This window comes from Vibrio sp. QJM3NY_15, from assembly GCF_057785995.1.
This window is the reverse complement of sequence record NZ_CM173517.1, coordinates 1,427,531-1,449,850: the sequence shown is the minus strand read 5'-3', so window position 1 is coordinate 1,449,850 and position 22,320 is coordinate 1,427,531. Positions and strand designations below refer to the sequence as shown.

Below are 22,320 nucleotides of genomic sequence, written 5' to 3'. Positions count from 1 at the left end.
CAAGGCGTTTTATAAATTAAATACATTTTGTGAATAGGTGGATAAATAGGTGTGATAGTTATCAATAGCCAAAAGGTGACGTTTACCAATGCGCTCAGTAGCCTGATAGGATCTGGACAGAAGCGGTTTAGAGATAAGCCTTTAAACGAAAGGTAAAAACTGGAAAACATAAAAAATGGTGGCTCAGATATCAGCCACCATTGAATGAGCTAAAAAGCACGAACGCAATGTTTTATTCAGTTGTTATAGTCAATGCAGTATCAAAGGCTGCCAACGAGTCGTCTAACTGCTTAAACTCTGTTTCGCCTAATAACACTTCACTCCACTCAAAGTGAGATAGATTAACGGTCACCCCTGCGTTTAATTTTGAACTAATTTGAACAATGCCATTTCGAAGCTGAATACCGAACGCGTGCTCACTATCATTCATCTTTAAGTTGAACTGAGAAGACAAACCTTCCGCTTTGCGTGTATCCACCAAATAACGAATGTACTCGACATTATTCTCTATCGGAGACGCTTCTAACTTTTCACTGGTGATTGTCCCAAGTAGTTGAGTTAGAGATTGATAGTTGTCCAATTGATGTTCACCGAATGAAAGTTTCCCTTCATGAAGTAATGCTTCAGAAATATAGAATCCACGAGCATTGGCTGAGCTGGTACGTTGCCCAAGTGCACGAGCCGCTTCTGCGCGCGACAGTTTGGCTTCTTCGTTATTTGGATCTATTTCAAGTATTTGAGAGGTTAAGTATAGCGACCACTGCCACCCTTCCAAGGTTTGCGTCTTATTTGACTGTTTGGCCATTTTGTTGGCTAACTCAACCCCACCTAAACTCCCAATAAATTGATGAGCAAAGGTTTGTGTCTGCAAAGGGTTGATGTCGTACACGTCCCAACCATTCCAGCCCATAACACCGTTATAGACCTGCTTCGCATGACTTTCGACTTGCCCATAGGTTTCTTTATCCAATCGTAGGTTTTCTGGCATATAAACAAATTCAGCTGCGCCCTGAGCATCCTTTCCAAGCTTTATCGCTCGTATTGTTTGGTCATGTATCAACTGCATCGAATCGCGAAACTCATAGATGGCATCCTCTGCGGCTTCTTTCGTTACATTGGCAGCACCATGTATATCAACGTGATAGTCAAAGTCATAAGAAAGGACCAAATCTGCCGCATCAACAAGCCGGATAGGGTCACGATACCTATCTCCGCGCAAAGTATAGATATTGAAAATTGAGCCCGAATTCATTGCATTGGTCACCATAAGGCTCTTTTCGGGAAAGTAGTAAGCGACACTGTCTGTCACATCCGTAGGGCTAGGTAAAACAATCACCTCCATCCCCGCAATTGTGTGCGTTTCAACTTGGTTGTGCTCAAAAGTAACGGTTGGAGATTGGTAGCCTTTTTCGCCCTCAAGCTTATCTAGCGTGAAACCAAGTTTATTAGGAAACGCATCTGGGCCGCTTTCAGGGTGTAACAACCCAAATTGAATAGCGACTCGAGTAGAAAAGATTCCAGCTAGAGGGCTAACACCATTGTCTGCAAAAAGGTGTTTCTCCATCCACTCATGTGCGTAAATAGCTGTGTCATCATTACTCCACGCTTGTGTACCCCACACATAATGCGAATGGGTGTAAAGGACCGCACTAACATCAATCTTTTGGTTCAGTTTTTTTTCCAACTGTTTGCGTTGCTCTTGCGCTACTTTTAAATCGTCTCCCGTATCAACGATGATCCATCCTTCAGGAGCCTCGACCGCAATCACGTTACCGATACCCCACCCAGCAATACGATAGACACCATCGGTTATCTGAGTGATTGATTGCACGTCTACATCCCACAATTGGTCTACCATAGCAGCGGGCTTTGTAGTAACAATCCCTCTATCCGTAACAATAGGGTCATACTTAAGAGAAAGATTGTATTGGTCGGCAACCGCGACAAATGAAGTAGAGAGTAAAAGAGCCGTGCTGAGAATTGTCTTTCGCATAATATCGTTCTTCTAGTTAATGGAATAATTTAGGGTTAGTCCCTTTCGATGACGCCATTACACTCAATCTCAATAATTAAATCGATGAATTAGAGAAAGTCATATTTGGCTAATCATCATTTTATTTAAATCGGAGATAATGATTTAAGTCCTAGAAATATGTCTTGCCCTTTATCGGTTTTAATTTCAAAGTCATCAAGCCAATATATATCAGTTAATAACCGAACATCTGCGATTAACTCGCAGCGATCCTTTTCGCTCAACGCTTCGACCTCATCAACCCAACATATTGATATATCAATAATTATCACTCTTTCCAGCTCAAGAAACTGATGGCTAAATTGCTCATGCAATGACTCTATGTCTTTGGCGTAACTCAGCACTAAAGTGCACTTCCCTTCACCAATATCACAAACTCTATATTTGCGGTCATTTAAATATATTGTGCAATCCATATAGATTCATCCTCAATTAGTAATTCAGATTTCATTGTTTTAAATAAATCAAATCTCTACGAGGAATTAGAGAAATTCATATATGAAAAGTGGAGAAAACCAAATATGAATTTCTCTAATCCATAGTGCTATTGAGTCAAGAAACTAAGATAGCTCGGTAACCAACAGTTAGGTTTATCGAAAACCTTTCAGGCCCCTTAGTTTCAACTCATACGTGATTAATACCGCTGTTTATTTGATAAACAAGCTTGGTGCTACTTGCGGATGCGTTAATCAATAAGATGCAATCAAAATGAAGTTAAAGCGCTCAAACACACCCATAAATTATTCAGCTAAATGGAAGGTCATCGTTCTCGTGCTGTCTGTGGTACTGATGCTTCTCAGTGCCCTACCCTCTGCATTTGGTGAACGTGAAGCTTTGCACATTTCAAACCAAACGCATTCGGCACACGCTGATGATGTATATCGTTATCTTGTAGACAACAACATTGATGTTCACAGTGTTAGCGAAAACAACGATAGGTTAGTGGTGACGTTTGCTTCGAGCGGACAACAAGCCCCCGCACAAGCTTTGATTTCCGAGTTCATCCAACCATCGGAGACCGTTGCCCTCACACTCGAACCTTCAGCTCCTTCTTGGTTAACCTCGCTGGGTTTTCAGCCGATTAAGTTTGGATTAGATCTGCGCGGTGGTGTGCAGTTTCTGTTAGACGTTGACCTCGCCCCTGTCTTTAATGCTCAAGCCCAATCAGTGATCGACGATCTTCGTCAGGCGTTTCGTGCACGCGGCCGTGTAGAAAGCGGTGAGGTAGTCATTGCTCGATATAACGAAGCACTACTTGGTGATATTCGAACTCATTTAAGAACACAGCATCCAAATTGGATTCTGAGCCAATCTGGTGAGCGCTTGATGATCTCAATGGATGAGGAGGAGAAGCGTGCGATTCGAACTCTGACCGTGACACAAAATCTTCAAACAATGCGAGGCCGCATAGAAGAACTGGGAATCACGGAAGCCGCTGTCCAACGCCAAGGTGAAAATCGAATTCGTATCGAACTGCCGGGCGTGCAAGATCCGACATCCGCAAAAAACATTATCGGCGCTACTGCATCACTCGCGTTTTACCATGTGGAGCCCAATACTAACGCACGAACAAAATCCATCAATGACCAAGATGGTAGACCTGTCATTCTACATAGAAACAGTATCTTAGGGGGTGAGCATATTATCGATGCACGCGCTAGCCTAGGAGAAATGGGGACGCCCGAAGTCAACATCACTCTTGATAGTACGGGGGGAAGGCTGATGACCCATCACTCACGCAGCAATATCGGAAACCCGATGGCGACAGTCTACAGTGAATACAGTCAATCAGAAACAGGACAATCCATTGAGCAAAGCGAAGTTATCAGCGTAGCGACAATTCAATCAACGTTGGGGAACCGCTTTCGCATCACCGGCGCAGGAGCAATGGCAGACGCTCAAAACCTTGCTCTTTTATTAAGAGCTGGATCTCTCACCGCACCTGTCACCATTGTCGAAGAACGTACAATCGGGCCAACTCTTGGTGCTGAAAACGTCAAAAATGGTTTTGCGGCACTCGCCTTGGGGCTGGGTTTTACATTGGTATTTATCGCTTGTTGGTATCGACGTCTTGGCTGGGTTGCAAATGCAGCACTGACTATCAACTTAGTGTTTCTGTTTGGCCTATTGGCGCTTATCCCTGGCGCTGTGCTAACGCTTCCAGGCATCGCTGGGCTTGTGCTAACTGTAGGGATGGCTGTCGATACCAACGTGCTTATCTTTGAACGCATCAAAGACAAGATGCGAGAAGGCAGAAACTTTTCCCAAGCCATAGATCGAGGCTTCGATAGTGCATTCTCTTCCATTTTCGATGCCAACCTCACCACTATGATCGTCGCCATCGCTTTGTATGCAATAGGTAACGGTCCAATTCAAGGCTTTGCTATCACACTCGGATTAGGCCTACTGACTAGCTTATTTACTGGCGTATTTGCGTCTCGAATTCTTATCAATTATTTGTGGGGAAGAGACACCTCACATGAGGTGAAACTGTAATGACCAAATCAATTAACGTCACCAAAATACGTCAATTGATGACGATGATATCTCTGATTCTATTGACGCTTTCTATTACATCAATCGCGGTAAAAGGGTTCAACTGGGGACTCGACTTTACGGGAGGTGTTGTCGCCGATATTCAAACAAAGCCAGACGTCACTCAAGTTCTGCTCAAATCTCACCTCGATTCGGCACTGAGCCAAGATGTTCAAGTAACTGCAGCAGGCAACGAGGGAAATTGGCAACTGCGTTTCAATGATACAGACCTCGATTTGCGAGAAGCACTTAACCGAGCGCTGTTGCCGATAGACAGCAATTTTCACATTACCAACAGTAGCGTAATTGGCCCTCAGGTTGGGTTAGAAATGGTCGAACAAGGCGGCTTGGCGATTTTGGCTTGTTTCGTTCTTACCTTGCTGTACTTGAGTTACCGATTTGAATGGCGACTGGCACTAGGTTCAATTGCAGCGTTGGTTTACGACATTGTCATTGTGCTAGGGCTCTTTGCGGTGACTCAAATTGAATTCAACCTAACCGTGTTGGCCGCTTTACTGGCAGTGATGGGCTACTCCCTGAATGACTCGATCATCATTTCAGATCGTATCCGTGAGGTATTTCGTGCGAAGCCAGACGGTGAAACCGACGCCCTTCTCGATCAGTCCATCGTGTCAACGTTATCACGAACGCTTGTCACATCAGGTACCACCCTGGTCACAGTCTCAGCACTGTGGCTGTTAGGAGGGAGCGCACTAGAAGGTTTCGCCATTGCACTATGCGTCGGAATCTTAAGTGGGACCTGGTCGTCTATCTCTATTGGCACACTCTTACCAACGTGTGTGGGCTTGAAGCCAATCCACTATAAACCGGAAGAAACTGAATCCCTTCAAAGCATACCTTAGCGTTTGCTGACTGCGCTTACTTAAGAACGCTATTAGGCGACTGTCGGTCGTCTTATAGCAACAAAGAATTTCTCTAATTCATAGTCTGAATCATCGGTTCACCTTAAGTTAGCAACATGGTTAGACACATAACTTAAAACGACCCGTCTACTGCACAGGAAGTTGCTGTATTCACCCGATTTACTCTCGTTAAAGGACATTAGCGAGCCTTCGGTTACTCAATAAAGGCTCAACATGATCAACGTACTCAAACAAGAATACAAACTGCCACTTGGCATCGTTGCCGTTCTATTTTTCAAACTGATCGGCGACAACTTGCTCACAGGGGAGCTATCACAGTTCGCCTATATAATGATTACTGCAGTGCTGTTTTACGCCGTGATGAGCGCCATTTTTTCCGTTGTTCGTCACTCAGACGCGCTAGCGATAAAGCTTGGCGACCCACTAGGCACTCTTATATTAACGCTGTCTGTTGTCTTGCTCGAAGTCATTATGGTCTCGTCCGTTATGTTGACTGGAGAATCCAACCCCTTCTTAGCGCGTGACACCATGTTTGCTGTCGTGATGGCAGTGCTTAATGGCTTTGTCGGTATTACCTTGTTAATCGGTGGTATGAAATACCATACGCAAACCTACAACCTTGATGGAATAAAAGCGTACTTGGTGGCGATTATTCCACTCTCATTGCTGTGCTTAGTACTGCCTAACTTCACCAGTATGGATTCGCTAGGCAACATGTCGACCAGCCTCACTTGGACATTAGTACTCGCGTCGATAGCCTTGTATGCCGTATTCCTGTTCATTCAAACACGCAGCCATACCGACTACTTCATTGATGGTGATAATGAAGATCACCACGAACATCACGGTCCTCTGCACAGTAATATATTCCACACGATTATGCTGGTGAGCTATTTGATGGTGGTGATTTTGTTAGCGAAAAGTCTCGCGATTCCAATTAACGATGGCATCACCGAAATGGGGGCACCTGCGGCTCTAGGTGGTTTGATTGTAGCTTTGATTATCCTCGCCCCTGAAGCGGTTGGTGCAGTTAAAGCCGCCGTGACCAATCAATTACAGCGCGCGATGAATCTCTTCTTTGGCTCGGTTCTCGCCACTATTGCACTAACCGTTCCCGCTGTTCTGTTGATTTCAGGCGTAATGAACGAGCCTATCCAACTCGGCCTCGCCCCTGCAGAAATGGTGTTATTAGGTGCGACGCTATTAATGACCAGCGTGAGCTTTAGTAGTGGGAGAACTAACTCGCTCAATGGTGCGACCCACCTCATCCTGTTCTTTGCCTACATCATCTTAATGTTTGATTAAAACGCATTGTGGGCTCCGGCTATCAACAGCCAGAGCCCACGTTAACTTGGAGTTTCTATGCAAGAGATTATTTCCGCAATTTGGCTGCAAGACTTTGATGCCTTACTTGAATTGAATTCACTGCACGTCTTATTGCTTTTGCTTGGAGTCGTGCTTTTCCTTGAGTCGAGTTTTGTTTTCTTACCACTACCCGGTGACGGCCTAGTGCTGTTTGTCGGGGGCATGGTCGGTTTGGGCGCGATTGATTTTTCAAGTGCTCTAATGCTTCTAACCAGTGCCTCTTTTTTGGGCAGTATCATTGCGTACCTTCAAGGGCGGTGGCTGCACAATACTCAGTTCATGCGTAAAGCTGAACAAACACTGCCAGATGAATCGTTACCCAAGGCAAAAAAACTATTAAACCGATTCGGATTTTTGTCCTTGTTCGTTTCGCGGTTTGTCCCATTTGTTCGTGTACTGACACCGATGTTGATGGGCGTTTCACAACTCAGCGCCATACGAACACTGGTTGTTAGCTTCACTAGCTCGATTACTTGGGTCTTCAGTTTATTGCTGGTCGGAAAGTGGGTCATGCGACATCCATTCGTCTCTCAATATCAAGAATTGATTACAAAGTGTTTCTTAATGGGCAGCTTAATCCTGATGGTAACCGCGTTTATCGCCCTCTTCATTCGGCTTGCGACCAAGGAAAGACATCCACAAACATCCGACTAAGAATCGCTTCAATCGCATTCTCACTTATTGTGAAGGTCTAACATATGACATTAATTACATTAGTTTTTTCACCGGAAGGAGCGGAAAAGCTGTACCTAAAAATACTGGAGTGTCTAACCCTAAGAAAGCCTAAACAGCTGAATCACACACTTCTAGAGGCGGAACCTGTTGAACTGCCATCAGTATTAAGGAAGCTCTCTGATCAACAACGTATCGTTACTTGGACTCTACTAAGCGAAGTAAACCCAAGCCTTGCTGCCAACTTACTTGATCACTTATCTGATCCCGAGCTTCTATGGCTGATCAGTCAACTCTCTGAAAGCAACACCATAATGCTATTTCAATATTTGCACTCCGCAGACCGCAGGCTGCTACTCAATGAGCTGCCACACGACCTACAAAAACTACTCAGGCAAGCTCTACCTTCAGCATGGAAAGACGAAGAGCGGGCAGCCTTAATCTACCCGCAAGATTCTGCAGGAGGGATTTGTAAAAGCGAAGTCCTCAAACTGGCAGAAGACGCTACTATCGACAGTTTGAGCACAATATTAAGCGCAGAAGAGCACAACTTAGATCGACTTGAATGGCGATACGTTTACTTGCATGACACTGAAGGTAGCTATTTAGGTGGGTTGAAGATCCGTGATGTACTGCTGTTACCACGTGGTGCATTACTAAAAGAATACATAGATGAAACGGTGCCCATCCTCAGCCCTGACGCTGACCTAAATACGGTTAAAAGTACGCTGGATAACACCCTGCACCCTGTCATTCCCATTGTTAATGAACAAGGCTTCCAAATGGGCATCGTGGGCTTTAAACACCTCAATGACGCTTTATACCAACGTTCTAAGCAGCAAATGCTAGAACAATCCGGCGTATTTGGGGGCGATGAGTCTCGCACCATGCCGGTACTCAAACGAAACCTACGTCGACTCGCCTTTTTACTGCCTTCAGTCGTCTTAAGCTATGCTGCGATTTCAATCATTGCCATCTACGAACCCATCATAGAACAAATTGCGGTATTAGCCGCAGTGTTGCCGCTTATCGCCAACCTTTCTGGTGCGGCAGGGAATCAATCTATTGCTGTTTCTATACGTGAATTATCTATGGGGCAGATCTCAGCCAAAGATCTGTTGTATGTGGTCGCGAAAGAAATTCCAATCGGGGCGCTCAATGGATTACTAATTGGTGCTGTTTTGGCTCTGCTTACGCTGTTCACGCTTGGCGGGGAGCACTCCGGATTGCCATTGATTATCGCCATCGCTTACACACTTTCTTCCACTCTTGCCGTCGTGATTGGCGGGACATTACCCTTACTATTAAAACGCCTCAAGTTCGATCCAGCCATGTTATCAAGCCCAATGCTGACAACCTTAACCGACGCCATTTCATTCTTCAGTGTTCTGTATTTAGCACACGCTTTTTTACTCTGATTTAACGTTCTCTGCTACACAATCCAATTTTTAGCCTCAGCCATTTTTGGTTGGAGCTTTTTTATATCTATACGTTTAGCAAGCAAATATGAATCGCTGTAATTCATAGTCTATTCCCCGGGCAATAAATAAAATAGCGGCATAAACAAACACAACTTGGATTTATATTTATGAAGTTAACTCAAGCATCTCTATTAATTGCATCACTTATTTCTTCGCCTTTGGTACTCGCAAATACCAATATTGATTTTTCTGATTCTAAACAACATTATTCTGGATTTAATATTGGTTACGGGAGCAATGATTTTGATATTGGTCTTCAATATGCCAAGTCATTAAATAGCGACTGGAGTTTGCTCAGTTCATACAGCAGTGACGATAACTTTGACAATCACGAATTGGGATTTGATTTTCAAAGAAGTGATGGCTTAGGGCTTGCTTTTGAGTATGAACATGATACCAACTTCCAATCAGATAATTTACGTGCTAATGACTATAGCTTCAGTCTCTACAAGGACAATACGGTTAACGAACAGTTTTCTGTTGTACCTCAAATAACGCTTGGCAACCTGAAACATCAACAGATGAGTAGCAGTGTTTACTACACCAGCGCATCACTTGATATGACTTACAACTTGAACCCTAGCATGTGGGTAGGATTCACGCCGGAATATACTTACAGCTTAGGTAAAGTAAAAGAAAAGAATGGCAATCAGTCGACGCTTAGAGATTGGGATTACACGGCAGAACTTGGTTATCAATTAAATAGCACAAGCGCGTTCGTATATAGTTACCAATATGATAATGGCAATAACCTCTCATTATTCTCTTTCAAACATTCATTCTAAATTATTAGAGCTGCCGACAAAAAGGCAGCTCACTTTTTAACAACTCGTCTAAAAAATTTAAATAAGTTGGTTAATTTGAAAACTAAACTATTATTGCTGAGCTGTTTGCTCAGCGCCTTCTCAATCGCTGATGAAAACACGATCGACTTTGAATCCGCCGTCGAAGAATTTACTGAAGCGACCATAGAAACAGCACCCGTTGATTTCACTGATCCAACGGCAGCTTACAGCTCTGTTCAGTTAGGCTATAACAACGAAGGCTTTGATACCGGATTTGGTTATGCTAGAACAATCACTGACAACTGGGCAGCATTGCTTTTTGCTCAGTCTCTGAACAATTTTGACACATACAGGGTAAGAGCCGCGGCACTGAGCACCAATTTCGGCAGTGGCGTAATGGGCGATTATTTATATGATGACCGTAGCGATACACACACTTTCGTGTTGAACGCGATGCAAGTCCTGCCACTGCATGAACGGCTCATTATCGCTCCGGTTATTGGCGTCGGTGCCATCTCTAGTGACAACCTTGGCAAAAAAGTGCCTATCGCCATGGCGCAGCTATACAGTGTTGTGACCATTACAGATCAAGCGTCCATAATGATTGCACCAATCTATACGACATCATTAAGCGACCAAACGCTTAAAATCAATGCGTTAGAATGGGAAAGTAGCTTCTCTTATCGAGTATCAGATAATCAAAATGTTTCAATTAACTATGGTATCTATGACAACTCAGACAACAAGCTTGGTCTTAACTACACTTACGCGCTTTAACTATACCTAGACGCTTCAACTATACTTAAACGCCTAACTGCAATTAAGCGTTCTACTTACACTGTTTAAATATGCCTCTACGGCCTCAATATATTTTTCCACTTTCAATATATTCACACTCGAACTTAAGCCTTTATCTAACATCAAGCCTAATCGTCTTTAGCAACACGGATGTTGCCAGGTCTGCTCTGCTTATCCTTACTGCATAGAGCTCATTGGGTTAATAGCTAATCTTCACTCACAACGCATTCCTGCGAATCGTGTCAAACATTCTTTAACATATATCATTCCTAAGCTATTGAACAAAAGCCAATTTCCCTTATTCTTAAATGATGCTTTAGAACTTCATTACGAAAGGTAACCCATGAAAGAACTTCAAGACTTAGACCTAAATCTGCTCAAGTTACTTAAAGCGGTTGTCGAAACTCGTAATACCCATGCAGCAGCAGACAAGCTCGGTATATCTCAAACTAGCGTCAGCAGAGGAATGGCGAAGTTAAGGGAAACCTTTGGCGATCAACTTTTTCTTCGCAAAGCACACGGCGTTGAGCCTTCAGAACTGGCAGAGAAACTCGCCGAAGCGGCCGATGAAATGTATTCCCCTTTGATAAAGGTGGTTGAGTCCTACCACAACTTTGACCCGAAAATGTTTACTGGTGAAGTCACCATCGCTTTAAACATATTTTTAATTGAACAATACGGTGAAGGGATTTTTAAGGTTCTACATGAAGCACTTCCACAAGCGAGCTTTAAATTAGTCTACTGGCAAGACAAAAGCTTGGCTGAAGTGCTAAATGGGCAAGTCGATTACTTGTTGCAACTTTCAGGTATCCCATTGCCTCAAGATATCTACCAGCATAAGCTCACCGAAGTAAAGTTGAGCCTCATTGCACGCAAAGATCATCCAGTGCTGACTAAAAGCAGCGAATGGGAAGATATTCATCACCTACCAATCACAAGAATCTTGATTGATGGTATCAACACCAAACGAGCGCCAATCGAAGATCTTTATATATCAAAAGGCTACGCCGCGAATGTTGTGTTAGCGACACATAGCCTAACAGTATTGCGAAGTAAGCTTAAAAATTCAGACGCTTTCTCTTTTGGCAGTAGCTACATGACCGAAAATGATCCTGAATTAAGCTGTTACCCATTACCCAACCTGCCAAAAGAAATGCGCCAAATTGGTGTTGAGGGCGGCTACCTTCAATCGAAGAGAGGCTTTCCACTTCATCAACTGCTTCATCAAACCATGCAGAGTTACTTTGATAGCGTTGTTCAACCTGACGTCCGATAGCAAACTGAGTTACTAGCCTTAGTGCTTAGATCTCAGTAAAAACTATCAACTAAGGCTCCTCGTCCCTAAAGCGATTTATAGTCGCTTTAGGGACATTGTATTCATAGAGGCGCAATAATTTGGAATACAGCGTAAGTTAGCGTGCATAGTGGCTAAGGCCGCTTTAAACAGAATGCGGTCGCACAGCAGAGGTTACCGCCGGATACATGATGGTATTTTTGATTTCGTACTTATATTCAAAACTGAAATCAGGGAAAGGGAAAGCTTGCTCTTCATGCCATTGAGCCACAACCTGTTCGGCATTTCGTTTCTGTTCCTCATTGTCATTGGCATTAACATCCACAAGTTGATATTGAGTAGAGTGAGCTATCTTCGCACCAATGCTCTCGACTTGGGTCAACACAGAAAACAGAATGTCCTCTTGGACAGCCATGAACTCTTCATGATCACGGCAACTGATGTAAGCCATCAGACTAATATTGATGGAGTATTCCCCGACGCCCATGAGTCTCACTCGAACCGGTTCTTCTTCGATGATTGGATGTTGTAGCAACAACCGCCGCAGGTTAACGATCAGTACGCGCAATTGCTCAAGGGTGGTTTCAGAACGCAATCTCAACACATGTTCCATACGTCGTTTATCACGCCGTTCCAAATTATCAATTTCCATATTCGCAAATTCTGAGTTAGGGATGGTAATTAAAGAGCGCTCTAGCGTCCTGACTCGAGTCGAACGTAAACCAATACTTTCAATGGTTCCGAGTTTATCTCCATAGCGGCAAAACTCACCGATCTTTACTCCCCCGTCAGCATAGAGCGTTAGTCCGTTGATTACGTTCTCTAATATAGGGCGAATGGCCAGTGCAACCGCTAAACCACCCACACCCAAACCAGCCAATATGGGGGAGATTGAAAAGCCCATAAATTCGATGACGTAAATACCAAGAATCGCGATCGTTAACCCGCCAAAAATACGTGCTAAGACAGTAATCAGTGACGAATCTACGTGCTTTCCGTTGTGCTTTTTGAATACATAAATATCAGCGAAATAATTGAAAATGGCCATAATAAGCCAGGAGACAAAGAAGAACTGAGCAAGTAGAAATAAGGTGGTGAACAGCTGATAAACACCACCAGTAATCCATATCCCATCATCAATCACCCATCTTGCTATAAACAGTAAATTCACCACACCTACTAGGGACAACAGTCGACCTGCCCGCCATTTCAAGCCTTTTCCTTCCCAACGACTATTCCAACGCTCACCAAGCAAAAAGCTGATTTTTATCATCACCTTACATAATGACAAAACTCCAGTGAGTGCGAGCCATTGCCATAAGGGAAGCGGCCCATAGAGTTGATTAAAAGATGAAGGTAAAGAAAGAACAAATTGCTTAGAGAACATAGGGCCGGGGCTAATCAGAAATTCCTGATAATAGTCTGGACGTACTTCGGTATAGTAAGGAAGGGCTAACATCGTTCTATACCACCGAGATAGGCTTTGAACGGTGTTAGAACTAAATAAGAACTGATCGGTTCGATCGCCTAAAGTTTGGCGAGACAATACGATCTCAGTGTTGCCTAAACGCCAGTGGTCAATCTCCTCTCCCTTTATTTGCTCGATATTTGGGACCAACTGATGAGTACCTTGATCAATTCGATCCAACAACTCACGAAGAAGAATTATTTTCTCCATCACGACAACGGTTCGGCTACGATTCGGAACCGTAGACAGGTCCATCGTTCTGATTACTTGTGAATAAGCATGCTGCGCCTCTTTAAGATGCAGTGTTTCATTTTGCCAATGCTCGATAACCACACTCGAATCCCTTATGAAGCTCGAAAGAGTATGTTTAGGGCTAGATGTGTCAGCGAGCTCTAAAGCAATACTGGGCATGGCTAGCGCATTGGGTATGGCTAGATAGAAGGGTATAGCGAAAAAAACGGCTATTAACATCGTATAAAAACGTCTTATCACAACGATCTCCCATCATTACTTTGATTCAATACAAACATAGGGGTTAGCGAATAAGAATGATCCACGACAGATTGATGTTGAGCGTAATGATAATTAGCTTGCAGTAACGTAGATATAGATTTAAAAAATGAAGTAAATAACGTTGTCATTATATCCTCCAAATAGGCATTCACATCCATGTGATTCAATGTCAGCTTGCTGAAACAAACTAATTGATATGCTTATTAAAAAACTGGCCTAACTCATTAATAGCGTCTTCAGATTCTGGCATGTCGAACAAGATACCATTCAAATAATCTCCATGAGATTGGCCATCATATATGTGAAGGTCAGTTTCCACGTCTGCACTGCGTAATAATCGATGCATACGAACCGTATCACTTAGCAAGAGATCTCGAGTACCTGAAATGAATATCGTTGGTGGGAATTCATCAATGTCAGCGTATATTGGTGAGATAAGAGGGTTATCAAGAGCCTCTCCATCAGCGTATACATCGAAAGCGCCCTCAATAAGTCCTTCTCGCTGACCTAGAGGGTCTAAACCTTGCAACGTTAACCATGAATCCGATGTCTCTTTAAGATCGACGGCGGGTGTCCCGACAAACAATGCGCCAGGTGCGGGAAGGTCGAGTTCCTGAAGTTTAAGTGTCGTTGCCAACGTTAAGTTACCGCCTGCAGATGTGCCAAAAATCGCTGTCGATTCCGGTGACTGTGTTTTTATTAGCTCTTTCCATACTGCAACAGCATCATCAATTGCCGCTGGAAATGGGTGCAATGGCGGTTGGCGATAATCAACAGAGATCACCTGAGCACCAAGCCCGTTGGCAACCCAAATAGCTTCTCTTAGCGCTGATTCCCCACCACCGAAAACAAACGCGCCACCATGGATATGTACTAGCCACTTATCTTTATATTCAGGAGCGATATTTTTCGGCGTAACAAAGAACGTATCGACTCCGGCAAACTGCTTAGCTTCATAAGTAACGTCCAAACGCTCTAGGCCTTGTTGAGCCATTTTTATACCTGGAGCATCAAACTGGGCTTGTAACGCCAACCACTCTGCTGTGTTGTTCGGAACAGGAAGTACCGGCGGAGTCACTGTGTTCTCAAATAACTGAGCAAACTCTGTCGATATTCCTGCTGGGGTTGGAACGGTTCGTTCTTGCAGTTCCATTCCAGAAAACGCCGCTGTGCTCGATAAGCTAAGTAGTAATGCAGGGATTACAGTACGTAGTGATTTGGTTTTCATAGTAACTCCGGTAATGAATCTAAAAGCCGTGATTGGCGAACTGAGGCTATTATTCACGACCTAATCCATTGACAATATGAATTAGAGAAATTCAATTTTGGTTGTAAATAAGCAGCAATAATGAATTTCTCTAATTCCTACTCCATATTCACAACACTATTCATAATCATCCTATTCGCAGAGAGGATTGATAATGAAATATTTACCTGTAAGCATGATATTTATAAGTTACTTAGCCTTCTTTTTCTTGTTAGTTATCAGGCTTAACAATTAATTTAATCGCATAAAAATAACGGGAAATGCCTGTAACTTAGAAAGGGGCATTTTCGATTCAGAAGTCGATAAGAACGCAGTCTATTTCTGTGAACGACTTAGGAGAACGTCGGTTACAATCGAGAATATCTGCTGGGTGACGTTGCCCTACTCAGTATTGGGAAAGGATTGGCCTTGTTGGCTGGTTTTCAGTTCAGTTAAGGCTTGGTGATGGTTTGTTGTTGAGCAAACTGGGTGTGCTGTTTTAACAACACCCCCTAAACGTACTCATTCGAACATAGCTATCATGCGAGCGTGCTACGAAAACATTGTTGGCTTATGCTAAGTTTCTGGGTCTGACCTCTCCTTATGGTTATTATTTGTCTCACTAATGTCGTTTTCTGTTAAGTTGCTATAAATTCAGCAAGCGGTGACTTACAATAGAGTCAACGACCTACCTTTTTTGAGAACACGATATTGAGCGCCAAATATTCTTATCTAGCTTGGCAAGTGAATACTTCTAGCCCGGCAGAAAAGCTGGTTTTATTGATGCTTGCAGACGGTGCTGACGAGTTCGGTTACACCAACGTGTGCCTGCAATCAGCAAGTCAGCTTTGTGCTCTCTCTACATTCGGTTTAGCCGACTGCCTTAAGTGTTTAGTCGACCAAGGTTTTCTCGATAAGGTAAAAGTAGATTATCGAGATAAGAAAGAGATCCACGTTTTCAAAATGCTTATTGAGCAAGAGCAAGCTGCGGTTCACGTTGAAACTCAGCCGACCAATAGTATTCCGGTCTACTCTACTGCACCTGCACCTGCACCTGCACCTGCACCTGCACCTGCACCTGCACCTGCACCTGCACCTGCACCTAAGTTTCAGCCAGCTCCGGCACCGATGCAAAACATGCAGCATGCCCCTCGCCCACAAAGCCGAGGCTCAATGACCAGCAATACCGTTTCAACTCATGATTTGGATGAAGAGAACATTCCAACATGGGCGGAACGTGCGTTTAAATTCTCCGGCCTTGCTGGTGACCATAGCTTAATATGGAAAAAATTTGTCCTCTGGTATAAAGCCAAAGCCAATGAACTAATGCCAATATCACGCATCGAATCTAAGTTGCAGTACTGGTTAGTTAACGAGAAGCAAAATGAAAGACAACAACAGCAGAAGACCTCTCAATATTCAGGAAATGCAGGACAAGCTCAAGGAAATGGGTATCGACAAAAGCTTAGCCCATCTGAACGCTTCAGGCAGCAGCTCATTCAAAAAGGCAAAAAGCCAACCTTCTGAGCCAGCTTCACCTGTTGTACCTGACGCTACCATTCTGCCTAAAGGTTCCGTAGTACCTGACGTTATTGAAGCGCAAAATACCGAAGTAAATGTAGCGGCTCAACAAGCTGCCGGCTCTGGTGCGTCTCAGCAAGTGCCCGTTGTTGATCAAGATCCAGCAGAATTAGAGCTGACCGATTGGTGTATCCATGTGTTCGGTTCTTTCTTGAGCGTGTACGAAACTCAGTGGGAATACCAATACGGTAGTGAACCAAGCGGTAAGTTTCTTGAGTTTGCCCACTCTGTTGACTCAGACGGCCTTAACCGCGTGCTAATGCACTGTCATGAACGTATTCAACTTGGCAACAGTTGGCCGCCGCAAATGGGCGAGCTTTGGATCCTGAAGGATTCACTGACAGAGGAAGAGCTGCTTGATAGCCGCATTCGTGTGTTGTCGCGCACTGCTGTGAACAAGATTGAGAAGTGGTTAATCCAAAACAAACTGTACGACTTAAAGCGTACGGCTGAAAACAAGCTTGATGGCCTGTTTAAGAAATACTATTTGGAAGCGAAGCGTTTAGATGAGAAAGGCATGCTGGAAACAGAATTACCGCAGTTCCTTCTTGCTGCCAACTCAGTGAAAAATCTGAACGACTTGAAACGTGAAGAGTATGAAAGCCAACACGGTAAAGCGATTAACCCAAGAATCCAGAAGATTCTAAACAGCAAAAAATAGCGCTGCTCGCTTAACTTATACCGCTTAAGTCAACGACATTACTATTCTACAGATACAAAAATGCCAGCTATCAAGCTGGCATTTTTTATGAATTCTTACGAACTCTTTAGCGACTAAGACCGACTAATTACAGTAGGTGGATAGTTGCGTTTAGAGAGAAAACGCCTGCGTCGTCATCTTTCATTTTGAAGTTTTGGTAGCTAGCGCCTACAGATAGTGGACCGAAGATGAAGTATTCAGCGCCTACAGCGTACATGATATCAACGTCGTCTTGCTTGAAGCTATCGCCTTTCACTTCGTAAGAGTGAAGACCACCCTTCGCGTATACGTGAAGAGGACCGAAGTCGATGCTTGGTTTGATCGCTAGGTAAGCAGTGCTTACGTCAACACCTTGTTTAGCACGGTTACCGTAGCTAACGTTGTCGAAAGAACCTAGATCCCAGTAACCCGCTTCAACACCGATCAGTGGAAGGATACCTGTACCTACGTGGATGCCCACCGCATTTTCATCTTCACTAGCGAATGAGCTTTGACCGCCCATAACACCGCCGTACAACCAAGAATCAGCCATTGCTGTTGAAGATGCACCTAGCAGTGCTAGTGCCAATAACGTTTTTTTCATATTCGACCTTTTCGTCCTAGTGGCAGGCCTTGCGTGGTAATAAATTGCCACCAAGTCGCCCTTTTTGTAGTAACTATTTAATTAGTAATGCAATAAGCAAGATTTATACCCAAACCTTGCCATTGCGTCTAGCTTTATTCCTTTAGCAAGCATCAATAGCGTTTTTAACACGCTTATCTGAAACTGGGTAAGGCGTACCGAGCTGCTGTGCGAAGAAGCTTACACGAAGCTCTTCTATCATCCAACGCACCTCTTTTACATTTTCTGGAACCGCGATCCCTTTTGGAATCTTATTAAGCAGCTCTTTGTAATCGTTCATTACTGACTCAACTTTGATCATATGAAGACGATCTTTGTTCGGGTCAATCGGCAGTTTTTCCATACGACGCTCAATGGCTTTCATATAGCGTAGAATATCCGGCAGACGTTTCCACCCGCATTCTGTGGCAAACCCCTTAAAAATCAAACCTTCTACCTGAGCTTTTATGTCAGAAAGTGCGAATGCCATAGAAAGATCGACACGTCCCTTCAGTTTCTTACTGATGCTGAATGCCGTGGTTAAGATGGTTTCAACCTGTTGAGCAATCTCAACGACACTGTCACCAAGCTCAGCACGTACGTGTTCTTTCAGTGCTTCAAACTGCTCTGGCTCCCAAACTAAACCGCCCTTCTCTTCAATCAGCTTATCAATACCACAAGCGATACAGTCATCGATAAGATCGAGTACCTGTCCGTATGGGTTGAAATACAAGCCAAGTTTCGATTTGTTCGGCAAATTCGAGTGCAAGTATTTGATCGGCGATGGTACGTTCAACAAGATTAAACGACGCTGACCCGATTTCATTGCCGAGATCTGCTCTTGCTCGGTTTCGAACAATTTGATCTCTACGCTGTCTTTAGAATCCACCAGCGCTGGGAAGGCTTTAACATCGTAGCCGCCACGTTTCTGCTGGTAGACTTTTGGTAACTCACCAAAGCTCCACGTATGCAGGTTCTGCTGTTCGATATCATCGTCTGCCACTTTAGAAAGCGTTTCTTGAACCTTGTCTTTCAGGCTTTCTTTCAGTTCATGCAGGTCTTTCTGTTCTTTCAGCTTACGCTTGCGATGATCCACGGCGCGGAATGTTACCTTTAAGTGCTCTGGGATCTGGTCTAACTTCCAGTCATCACGTACCACTTCCACACCTGTCATGCGGCGCAGCTCTTTCTCAAGAGAATCCAACAATGGTGCTTCAAGTGGTGTCACACGAGCCAAGAACGCATCTGCGTAGTTTGGCGCAGGCACAAAGTTACGGCGTAGCGTTTTTGGTAGTGACTTAATCAGGCTAATCACCAGTTCTTGACGTAGGCCTGGGATCTGCCAGTCGAAGCCGTTCTGGTCGATCTGGTTCAAGATAGGCAGCGGAATGTGTACCGTTACACCATCGTTGTCGTCGCCCGGCTCAAATTGGTAGCTCAGCTTCAGCTTAATACCATTTTGGTGCCAGAAGTTCGGATAATCCAAATCAGTAACGTGGCTAGCATCACCACGGAACAACATCGACTTTTCGAAGTTCAGCAGTTCCGGTGTTTTCTGACTGGTCTTCTTCCACCATGTATCGAAGTGACGGCCTGACACGGCCTCTTCGCCAACACGTTGCTCATAGAAGTCGAACAGCTCATCATCGTCGATCAAGATGTCACGACGACGCGATTTATGCTCAAGCTCTTCCACTTCTTGCAGTAGCTTACGGTTCTGCTTGAAGAAGGCATGTTTGGTTTCCCACTCACCTTCGACCAATGCGCTGCGTACGAACAATTCACGGCTGACAGTGGCATCAATCGCTCCGTAGTTCACTAAACGTTTAGGGATGATTGGGATTCCGTAAAGCATCACTTTCTCGTGTGCCATTACTGCCGCTTGCTTCTTCGACCAATGAGGTTCGCTGTAGCTGCGCTTAATCAGGTGCTTCGCTAGTGGTTCAATCCATTCAGGTTGAATCTTCGCGATAACACGCCCCCAAAGTTTAGAGGTTTCTACCAGCTCAGCAGACATGATCCACTTAGGCTGCTTCTTAAATAGGCCAGACGCAGGGAAGATATGGAAGCGCGCATTACGTGCACCTTGATATTCATTCTTCTCTTGGTCTTTCATACCAATGTGCGAGAGCAAACCTGATAGCAGAGACATATGAATGCCATCGTAGCTGCCCGGTTCTGTATTCAGTTTGGTATCCAATTCACGCATTGCTTGATGAATTTGGAAGTACACATCTTGCCATTCACGGATACGTAAATAGTTCAGGTAATCTTGCTTACACTGTTTGCGGAACTGGTTACTCGACAGCTCTTTTTGTTGCTGCTTAACGTAATCCCAAAGGTTCACAAAGGTAATGAAATCAGATTCTTTATCGAAGAAGCGCTTGTGCTTATCGTCAGACGATTGTTGCTTGTCTGATGGACGCTCACGCGGATCTTGAATCGACAATGCAGAAGCAATCACCATTACTTCGTGCAAACAGCGGTTACTTGGCGCTTCAATCACCATACGCGCTAAACGTGGATCAATCGGCAGCTTAGCGAGCTTACGACCAATTGCCGTTAGCTTCTTCTTGTCGTCGCCTTGGTTCTTGTTTTTGTTTGCAGCGGGTTCAGCGGTTGCGATCGCACCAAGCTCTTCAAGTAGTCTTACACCATCTTGAATGTTGCGCTTATCGGGCGCTTCAACAAATGGGAATGCTTGAATGTCGCCTAGGCCTAGCGCTGTCATCTGAAGGATAACGGATGCTAGGTTAGTACGAAGGATCTCAGGGTCAGTAAACTCTGGGCGTGATTCGAAATCTTCCTCAGAGTACAGACGAATACAGATACCTTCCGCAACACGACCACAACGACCTTTACGCTGGTTCGCACTTGCTTGAGATACTGGCTCAATCGGTAGGCGTTGTACTTTAGTACGGTAGCTGTAACGGCTAATACGCGCCGTACCCGGGTCGATGACATACTTGATGCCCGGAACGGTTAACGAGGTTTCAGCCACGTTGGTCGCAAGAACGATGCGTCGACCAGTATGAGACTGGAAGATTCGGTTCTGTTCGCCCGCAGAAAGACGCGCGTAAAGTGGTACGATTTCGGTATCGCGTAAATTACGCTTACTTAGAGAATCGGCCGTGTCACGAATTTCACGCTCACCGTTCATGAAGATCAAGATATCGCCTTGCCCTTCATCACAAAGCTCATCCACCGCTTCAAATATGCCTTCAATTTGGTCTCGGTCTGAATCACTTTCATCACCACCTAATGGGCGGTAACGGGTATCTACAGGGTACGTTCGACCTGATACTTCAATGATCGGTGCATTGTTAAAGTGCTTCGAGAAACGCTCTGGATCGATGGTCGCCGACGTGATAATCACTTTCAAGTCAGGACGCTTTGGTAGAAGCTCTCTCAAGTAACCCATGATGAAGTCAATGTTCAGGCTACGTTCGTGGGCTTCATCGATGATGATGGTGTCGTATTGGCTTAAGAAACGGTCATGCTGAATTTCCGCCAGTAAAATACCGTCGGTCATCAATTTAATTTGCGTGTTATCAGATATTTGGTCGTTAAAACGAACCTTATAACCAACAAAATCACCCAGCTGCGTTTCCATCTCTTCCGCGATGCGGTTTGCAACCGAACGAGCCGCAAGACGACGAGGCTGAGTGTGGCCAATTAAGCCGAAGCGGCCACGGCCAAGCTCAGAACAAATCTTTGGTAACTGAGTGGTTTTACCCGAGCCCGTCTCACCCGCCACGATCACCACTTGGTTTTCAGAAATGGCTTTCGCAATATCATCGCGCTTTTGGCTAACAGGGAGAATCTCTGGGTATTCGATGGTTGGTTTGTGCGAGGCTCGCTGATTTGCCGTCATCATTGACTTGGCAATGTCTAACGCTATCTCATCGAAGACAACGTTTTTAGATTGTTCGTTTTTAATTCTACTCGCACCAGCAATTCGCTTACTCAAACGGAAGCGATCGCGCATCATACATTCGTTGAGCGCTTTACGAAGAGAGGCTGGGCTATTTTGAGATGCTTTTGTATTGGCTGCTGCTGAATGATCGGCAGGTTTAGCTTTTGATTGATTAGCTTTTGGCTGTTCAGCTTTTAATTGCTTAGCAGGTCGGTTCGATGCAGGCTTATTCGATTTCGCTTCGTTCTGTGGAGAACTTGGCTGTGCTACATTCTTGTTGTTGTCTGCTTTTTCCGGAGACGAAGTCAAAGCGTGTCCTATTCTTGTACTTATTAAACTCGCGCGATTGTACCACAAGTCTCAAACAAAAAAGCCTGACAACAAAGGGAAAACCTTTTGCTATCAGGCTGATTCTTTAAGCTAACACTAGCGAAGGCTATGAAAGCAAG

General features: G+C 44.4%; 16 protein-coding genes. 10 read left to right on the top strand and 6 right to left on the bottom strand.

The window, feature by feature from the left end:
• Positions 1-232 precede the first annotated feature (232 nt).
• Together AC3CKG_RS06425 and AC3CKG_RS06420 are read right to left on the bottom strand one after the other, a co-directional pair.
• Positions 233-1,993, bottom strand: a complete 1,761-nt coding sequence (locus tag AC3CKG_RS06425) for an alkyl sulfatase dimerization domain-containing protein (protein ID WP_488529021.1) — start codon at positions 1,991-1,993, stop codon at positions 233-235.
• Between the two features lie 125 nt (positions 1,994-2,118).
• The gene (locus AC3CKG_RS06420; RefSeq protein WP_488529020.1) at positions 2,119-2,448 is read right to left on the bottom strand and encodes a hypothetical protein; all 330 of its coding nucleotides are present in this window, start codon (positions 2,446-2,448) and stop codon (positions 2,119-2,121) included.
• A gap of 286 nt (positions 2,449-2,734) precedes the next feature.
• Between AC3CKG_RS06420 and secD the strand changes: the two genes are divergently transcribed.
• The 8 genes from secD (at position 2,735) to AC3CKG_RS06380 (ending at position 11,828) form a co-directional block, all read left to right on the top strand.
• Positions 2,735-4,528 carry a protein translocase subunit SecD gene (secD, locus tag AC3CKG_RS06415; RefSeq protein ID WP_488529230.1) on the top strand — a complete coding sequence of 598 codons (1,794 nt, stop codon included), beginning with the start codon at positions 2,735-2,737 and terminating at the stop codon, positions 4,526-4,528.
• Positions 4,528-5,430 carry a protein translocase subunit SecF gene (secF, locus tag AC3CKG_RS06410; RefSeq protein ID WP_488529019.1) on the top strand — a complete coding sequence of 301 codons (903 nt, stop codon included), beginning with the start codon at positions 4,528-4,530 and terminating at the stop codon, positions 5,428-5,430. Before secD ends, secF begins: the two co-directional genes overlap by 1 nt.
• A gap of 234 nt (positions 5,431-5,664) precedes the next feature.
• Positions 5,665-6,756 carry a calcium:cation antiporter gene (locus AC3CKG_RS06405; protein WP_488529018.1) on the top strand — a complete coding sequence of 364 codons (1,092 nt, stop codon included), beginning with the start codon at positions 5,665-5,667 and terminating at the stop codon, positions 6,754-6,756.
• A gap of 57 nt (positions 6,757-6,813) precedes the next feature.
• Positions 6,814-7,470, top strand: coding sequence for a DedA family protein (locus AC3CKG_RS06400; protein WP_488529017.1), 657 nt, complete (start codon positions 6,814-6,816; stop codon positions 7,468-7,470).
• Between the two features lie 44 nt (positions 7,471-7,514).
• Positions 7,515-8,906, top strand: coding sequence for a magnesium transporter (locus tag AC3CKG_RS06395; RefSeq protein WP_488529016.1), 1,392 nt, complete (start codon positions 7,515-7,517; stop codon positions 8,904-8,906).
• A gap of 170 nt (positions 8,907-9,076) precedes the next feature.
• Positions 9,077-9,754 carry a hypothetical protein gene (locus AC3CKG_RS06390; protein ID WP_488529015.1) on the top strand — a complete coding sequence of 226 codons (678 nt, stop codon included), beginning with the start codon at positions 9,077-9,079 and terminating at the stop codon, positions 9,752-9,754.
• A gap of 75 nt (positions 9,755-9,829) precedes the next feature.
• Positions 9,830-10,531: a hypothetical protein gene (locus AC3CKG_RS06385; protein WP_488529014.1), complete on the top strand. Its 702-nt coding sequence runs from the start codon at positions 9,830-9,832 to the stop codon at positions 10,529-10,531.
• A 364-nt stretch (positions 10,532-10,895) separates the two neighbouring features.
• A complete protein-coding gene (locus tag AC3CKG_RS06380) occupies positions 10,896-11,828 on the top strand; it encodes a LysR family transcriptional regulator (protein ID WP_488529013.1) in 933 nt (310 codons plus the stop codon).
• A gap of 163 nt (positions 11,829-11,991) precedes the next feature.
• Here AC3CKG_RS06380 and AC3CKG_RS06375 read toward each other — a convergent pair whose 3' ends face one another.
• A complete protein-coding gene (locus AC3CKG_RS06375) occupies positions 11,992-13,647 on the bottom strand; it encodes a mechanosensitive ion channel family protein (RefSeq protein ID WP_488529012.1) in 1,656 nt (551 codons plus the stop codon).
• Positions 13,648-14,014: 367 nt separating this feature from the next.
• On the bottom strand, positions 14,015-15,055 hold the full coding sequence (locus AC3CKG_RS06370) for an alpha/beta hydrolase (protein ID WP_488529011.1): 1,041 nt from the start codon (positions 15,053-15,055) through the stop codon (positions 14,015-14,017).
• Between the two features lie 729 nt (positions 15,056-15,784).
• Between AC3CKG_RS06370 and AC3CKG_RS06365 the strand changes: the two genes are divergently transcribed.
• Together AC3CKG_RS06365 and AC3CKG_RS06360 are read left to right on the top strand one after the other, a co-directional pair.
• The gene (locus AC3CKG_RS06365; RefSeq protein WP_488529010.1) at positions 15,785-16,600 is read left to right on the top strand and encodes a hypothetical protein; all 816 of its coding nucleotides are present in this window, start codon (positions 15,785-15,787) and stop codon (positions 16,598-16,600) included.
• On the top strand, positions 16,521-17,315 hold the full coding sequence (locus AC3CKG_RS06360) for a hypothetical protein (RefSeq protein WP_488529229.1): 795 nt from the start codon (positions 16,521-16,523) through the stop codon (positions 17,313-17,315). Before AC3CKG_RS06365 ends, AC3CKG_RS06360 begins: the two co-directional genes overlap by 80 nt.
• Positions 17,316-17,442: 127 nt before the next feature.
• Here the strand turns inward: AC3CKG_RS06360 and AC3CKG_RS06355 are convergent, their stop codons facing one another.
• The gene (locus tag AC3CKG_RS06355; RefSeq protein WP_102486836.1) at positions 17,443-17,937 is read right to left on the bottom strand and encodes an outer membrane beta-barrel protein; all 495 of its coding nucleotides are present in this window, start codon (positions 17,935-17,937) and stop codon (positions 17,443-17,445) included.
• Between the two features lie 142 nt (positions 17,938-18,079).
• Positions 18,080-22,180 (bottom strand): ATP-dependent RNA helicase HrpA, encoded by a 4,101-nt coding sequence (hrpA, locus tag AC3CKG_RS06350; RefSeq protein WP_488529009.1) that lies wholly within the window; start codon positions 22,178-22,180, stop codon positions 18,080-18,082.
• Between the last annotated feature and the right edge of the window lie 140 nt (positions 22,181-22,320).

Excerpts from the sequence above, each read along its gene's own strand:
- AC3CKG_RS06425 (WP_488529021.1), bottom strand. The coding sequence starts at position 1,993 with ATGCGAAAGACAATTCTCAGCACGGCTCTTTTACTCTCTACTTCATTT.
- AC3CKG_RS06420 (WP_488529020.1), bottom strand. The coding sequence starts at position 2,448 with ATGGATTGCACAATATATTTAAATGACCGCAAATATAGAGTTTGTGAT.
- secF (WP_488529019.1), top strand. The coding sequence starts at position 4,528 with ATGACCAAATCAATTAACGTCACCAAAATACGTCAATTGATGACGATG.
- AC3CKG_RS06405 (WP_488529018.1), top strand. The coding sequence starts at position 5,665 with ATGATCAACGTACTCAAACAAGAATACAAACTGCCACTTGGCATCGTT.
- AC3CKG_RS06400 (WP_488529017.1), top strand. The coding sequence starts at position 6,814 with ATGCAAGAGATTATTTCCGCAATTTGGCTGCAAGACTTTGATGCCTTA.
- AC3CKG_RS06395 (WP_488529016.1), top strand. The coding sequence starts at position 7,515 with ATGACATTAATTACATTAGTTTTTTCACCGGAAGGAGCGGAAAAGCTG.
- AC3CKG_RS06390 (WP_488529015.1), top strand. The coding sequence starts at position 9,077 with ATGAAGTTAACTCAAGCATCTCTATTAATTGCATCACTTATTTCTTCG.
- AC3CKG_RS06380 (WP_488529013.1), top strand. The coding sequence starts at position 10,896 with ATGAAAGAACTTCAAGACTTAGACCTAAATCTGCTCAAGTTACTTAAA.
- AC3CKG_RS06370 (WP_488529011.1), bottom strand. The coding sequence starts at position 15,055 with ATGAAAACCAAATCACTACGTACTGTAATCCCTGCATTACTACTTAGC.
- AC3CKG_RS06360 (WP_488529229.1), top strand. The coding sequence starts at position 16,521 with ATGGGTATCGACAAAAGCTTAGCCCATCTGAACGCTTCAGGCAGCAGC.
- AC3CKG_RS06355 (WP_102486836.1), bottom strand. The coding sequence starts at position 17,937 with ATGAAAAAAACGTTATTGGCACTAGCACTGCTAGGTGCATCTTCAACA.